We start from the raw sequence: 4,764 nt of genomic DNA on the forward strand, positions 1-4,764 counted from the left end.
GAAATGATCCAACATCACTGGCAAATTTAAACAGCTTGCACTGGAGTTTGGATGTTGCATTCAGAGAAGATGATAGTCGAATTCGTAAAGGACATTCAGCTGAAAATATGTCTAGAATTAGGCAGATAGCACTTAATATTCTTAAGCAAGATAATACTTATAAAATTGGAATAAAAAATAAGAGACTCTCTGCTGGTTGGGATCATGAATATTTAATGAAGCTAATTTGTTCGGTGTAAATTTATATGCGATTGCCCTGCTATTCTGAGCATATGTCAATTATACCCATAACGAAAGGTTTTTCGGGCTAGTCTGTTAAGATTAGTGCCATTAAAAAATGATCCGTGAAGGGTATATGAGCGAGGTAACACACTTATTGCGAATAGTTTATGATAAAAATTTTACCGACGACTCAGCTTATTATTTTGATGTTATCACTCTTTAAGACTACATATAGCTGTGCAGTTGAAGTCAAAATAACCATTGGGGAGTGGTTACCTTTCATCGGGGAAAAACTGCCTCATTATGGTATTGTTCCACATATCATTACTGAAGTATTTTCAAAGTTTGATGTTCGTGTAAAGTATGGTTTCTATCCGTGGCAAAGATCTTATAAATATGTTCAGAGTGGAGAATGGAACGCATCTGCAATTTGGGGTAAAACTGAAGAACGTACTAAAGATTGCTACTTTTCTGATGTTGTTTATTCAGGAGAGTCAGTGCTATTTTTTTTAAAAGATCGCCCATTAGAGTGGTCTGGTGATAGTGAATCACTATACAAATTAAAAAATATCACAATTGGTCTTTCACGTGGTTCAGCTAAGGGTGAACTATTAAAAAAAGCAGAGCTGAAAGGTCTTATAAAATACAGTCTTGGTTCGGATAAAACGAGTACTTTTCGTATGTTGCTTGCTAAGCGTTTTGATGCATTGGATGAAAATAAAGCGGTTGGACTAAATATTATGTATACACAGTTGAATGAACCGCAACGTCTTAAAATACATTTTACTAATACATATGAACAGTGGGACTACTACGTTATTTTTTCTAAGAAAGTAGATGAAAATAAAAAGTTTTTAAAACTGTTTAATGAAGGCCTTCGTGAAATGAAAATGAGTGGAGTTTATGATAAATTTTGGAGAGACTTTGAAAGAGGGAAGTACAGTATGGTAGAGTGATTTATTTTAATAAGAGATAGTTACTTTACAGTACTTGCTTGTTGAGATGTATTTGAATCAGTTTCTAACTAATGTTATACCCACAGCGAAATGTATAACATTAGTTGTTGGTCCTTAATGTTTTATTGAACATGATAGTTCAAAGGATTGAACAGATGACTAAAGTTAAGAATTTTAAAGATGAATATTTTTATGACCTTGAGTTAAGTGGTGAAGGTCTTTTTTCGGGTCGATTATTACAGGGATCTGATGCGCTGTTAATGTCAGCTATAAAGCTGACACATCACCCCATTTTTTTAACTCATCAAGAGCTTATCATTCATGGACAGGGTACAATAGCATTTACTTTTCAGGCGAATACATCATTTGGTATTGTGTTGAGTGAAAATACAGCTATTTTAGGGGCTGATGAGCCAGTTGTATGTTTAGAAATAGGTTTTCACCAAACAGTATTCAAGAAAAAATTAAGTGATGAATCTGATGCTATTATCGCACTAATTGAAAAACCGTGTAATACAGATGCTTTTTTAGATGCAAATCGTGTTCAAACGTATTGGTTAAGTATTGATAAAGAAAACAGATTATTAAGGTTCGGCAAAGGTTATATGTTACAGAAGTTGGTCTTGTTTGAAGCAGAGCTGCCAAGAAGCGGAGAAGCAGAAGAGGATGCGTATGCATATATTGAGAAGCTAAAATTTATTTCGCTTATGGGGGATTTTACCCAAGAAATACTATCAACAATTAACTCCAGTTTTTGGAAGTTTCCTGTAACGGTTGATTTACCTCCTGTAGTTACGTCTTCTAATGAAGTGACACTTGATATGCTTGATCAAGGAACTTCTACGGTGATTAACAATCTCTCCGAAGAGTGTGGTGTTTTATATGGCAACGTAGCAGGGCAAAGGGTTGTACTTAATACCCCTGACTTTCCTGATTTTGCAGATGCAATTAATTACAGTATTAATACAAAAGGATGTATGCTTTATGAAAAATTAAAAGAAAAAAAAGGTGAGTTTGGCCACTCTGATCTTAATGAGACATATTTGCGAATTACTGTCGGCGTTAATAAAGGAAATTCTCCAGGTGTGCCATTTGTTCTAGAAGTATGGCCTGGTGGGCATTATTCCCCCATTCATAATCACTCTAATTGTAATGCTATCATAAAGGTTTTACATGGCAGTATACAATGTAACTGGTATAGAGGATTGAGTGCATATGAGAAGGAACCTTATGACTTTTGTGAGTTAAAAAAAGACGAAGTAACTTAGTTAAATAGTCGTCAGTTTCAAACTCATAAGCTACATAATATTAACCCCAAAGGGGAGATGTGCGCGACTATTCAGTGCTATATGTATGATACTAATGACATTCATCACTATGAGTATTTCGACTATATTGATGCTGATGATACCCTACAGCATTTTACCCCTAACAGTGACTGGGAGTTTGGTGAATTCAAAGTCGAGTTAAAGAAAGAGTGGAATAGTAGACTATTATAGTTTCGGACTTCAGATAATAAAGAGGGTAACGTTGGTTATAATCATACTCTCTTTGATGATTACACCCATAGAAGTGGTTGTCACAAGGGTGAAGCAACTAAGCCTATAGAGAGCTGGGCATTACGAAGTATTCATTTTGAAACTTATGCTACGAATGCGTTATATTTACGCTGTTAGTATTGAGGAAGTTAATTAATATAACAAGGGAGTAGCCTGGTGAAAGTTTATACATCTGCCTTATTGTTTACCTGCCTATCGGCTCTGATAAATGATGGCTTCAGCCACAGCCATTAAAAGTGAGCCTATCCAACCTATACCAATGGAAATTTCTTATAACCAGAATAAAGCCGAGCTTGGTAAGATGCTCTTTTTCGACCCAAGACTATCGAAATCAGGATGGTTAAGTTGTAATTCATGCCATAATTTGGCGATGGGTGGAGATGATAACAGGCCAAGCTCTATAGGTCATCAGTGGCAAATTGGTCCGATTAACTCTCCAACAGTATTGAATGCGCGGTTTAATGTAGCCCAATTTTGGGATGGCAGAGCAAAAGATTTGCAGGAACAAGCTGGAGGTCCTATTGCAAACCCTAAAGAAATGGCGTCAAATCATCAGCTAGCCATTAAAATACTTCAGTCAATACCTGATTATCAGACGAAATTTGAAAAAGTTTATGGTGACAAAGATATCTCTATTAATGAGGTAACAGATGCAATCGCTGAGTTTGAAAAAACACTAATAACACATGCATCAAGGTTTGATAAGTGGTTATTAGGAGATGATAGTCAATTAACTCTACAAGAAAAAGAGGGATATCATTTATTTAAGGAAAAAGGTTGTGTTGCTTGTCATAATGGCGTTGGTGTCGGCGGAAATTCTTATCAAAAATTTGGTGTAGTAAAATCCTATGACAAAGATAAAAATTCATTAGGTAGATATAACGTAACAAAAAAAGAGGAAGACAAGTACGTATTTAAGGTTCCATTATTAAGAAATATTGAGTTGACGGCACCTTATTTTCATGATGGCTCAATATGGAGTTTGAATGAGGCTGTTAGCCTAATGGCTGATTATCAGTTGGGAATAAAACTTACAGATAACGAAACTAATAAAATAGTTTCTTTTTTAAAAACTCTTACAGGTAAACAGCCTGAGATTACATATCCGGTATTGCCGCCAGAAAACATTCATACACCAAGGCCAAGTATAAACTAGTTGAAGTCGTCTTATGGTATCCTTCACTAGAGTTTCTTATGCTATGGTCTGTTAACAGGCCATAGTGAAGGATATCGCTGTTTTTAATGTTTGTAAACGTGAGCTATACCCTTCATAAATCTTTTTAAGGCTTTTTGAATTTTATTTTTGCCTTTTGATGGTTGTATATAAAACCTATTTACGCTGATCATATACTCTTCGCGAATGATTTTTATGTGCGCTATCCATAGCGCTCACCCTAACGGGCCAGCGAAGCTGTTCTAATGTGTTCCCGACACATTAGTAGGGTTTGTTGTCAGCGCTCTTGACCAAGGATGGTGGGAATGCAGTTTATGCATAATGACATGGATGTCATATAGTAGAGCAATACAGGAGCTATTGCCGAGGAGCACTTAACTGCCATCCCAGTCATTTAGTTTATCTAAACTCCAGGGGCTTCATCGCTCGGTGGCCTGGCCTAAATAACTCTTCCCTGTGAGTATATACCAATTTATTTTGACATCTAAAAATGATTCATTATGGGTATAGTATTAATGAGTAACCACTAAAATTGTTTGTTTTTAAATTTTTTATAACAATACTCTAGACACTTTTACGCAGCCATAGCCCCATAGTCACTCATCTGTTTATACACTTGAGCGACTTTTTGAATACTTAAGCTTAACCCTAACTTGTCAAAAAGTTTTTCCATTAAGTGTTGATTAAATTTTTTACGTTTCCATGAGGCAATTGAAATTACTGTTCTATCATTACTTCCTTTTAATAGCTGATCCTCTAACTTCAAGACATTAAGTGCTGATAATGAAGCATTTAAATGAGTATGTGTGGCTTCTTTTTTACGTGACTGACAGTGGGTGAATCCTGTATATTG

Annotated in this window: 4 protein-coding genes and 2 pseudogenes; 5 read left to right on the forward strand and 1 reads right to left on the reverse strand. The window is 35.6% G+C overall.

What is annotated here, in order from left to right:
- The 5 genes and pseudogenes from F607_RS34970 to F607_RS31730 form a co-directional block, all read left to right on the forward strand.
- Nucleotides 1-239: pseudogene (locus tag F607_RS34970) on the forward strand (transposase); the annotation flags it as partial.
- Nucleotides 240-389: 150 nt separating this feature from the next.
- On the forward strand, nucleotides 390-1,178 hold the full coding sequence (locus F607_RS31720; protein WP_230400459.1) for a substrate-binding periplasmic protein: 789 nt from the start codon (nucleotides 390-392) through the stop codon (nucleotides 1,176-1,178).
- A 155-nt stretch (nucleotides 1,179-1,333) separates the two neighbouring features.
- Nucleotides 1,334-2,446: a cupin domain-containing protein gene (locus F607_RS33230; RefSeq protein ID WP_027710186.1), complete on the forward strand. Its 1,113-nt coding sequence runs from the start codon at nucleotides 1,334-1,336 to the stop codon at nucleotides 2,444-2,446.
- Between the two features lie 81 nt (nucleotides 2,447-2,527).
- Entirely contained in the window at nucleotides 2,528-2,677 is a 150-nt protein-coding gene (locus F607_RS34385) for a hypothetical protein (RefSeq protein WP_157365595.1), read from the forward strand.
- A 268-nt stretch (nucleotides 2,678-2,945) separates the two neighbouring features.
- Nucleotides 2,946-3,893, forward strand: a complete 948-nt coding sequence (locus F607_RS31730; protein WP_038292209.1) for a cytochrome-c peroxidase — start codon at nucleotides 2,946-2,948, stop codon at nucleotides 3,891-3,893.
- 592 nt (nucleotides 3,894-4,485) lie between these two features.
- Here the strand turns inward: F607_RS31730 and F607_RS34975 are convergent.
- Nucleotides 4,486-4,764: pseudogene (locus F607_RS34975) on the reverse strand (hypothetical protein); the annotation flags it as partial.

Origin of the sequence: Zooshikella ganghwensis DSM 15267 (genome assembly GCF_000428585.1) — a bacterium.
In the GTDB taxonomy this organism is placed as follows: domain Bacteria; phylum Pseudomonadota; class Gammaproteobacteria; order Pseudomonadales; family Zooshikellaceae; genus Zooshikella; species Zooshikella ganghwensis.

Bases quoted from the DNA above. Each gene is read 5' to 3' on its own strand.
- F607_RS33230 (WP_027710186.1), top strand. From the start codon at position 1,334: ATGACTAAAGTTAAGAATTTTAAAGATGAATATTTTTATGACCTTGAG.
- F607_RS31720 (WP_230400459.1), top strand. From the start codon at position 390: ATGATAAAAATTTTACCGACGACTCAGCTTATTATTTTGATGTTATCA.
- F607_RS31730 (WP_038292209.1), top strand. From the start codon at position 2,946: ATGATGGCTTCAGCCACAGCCATTAAAAGTGAGCCTATCCAACCTATA.
- F607_RS34385 (WP_157365595.1), top strand. From the start codon at position 2,528: ATGTATGATACTAATGACATTCATCACTATGAGTATTTCGACTATATT.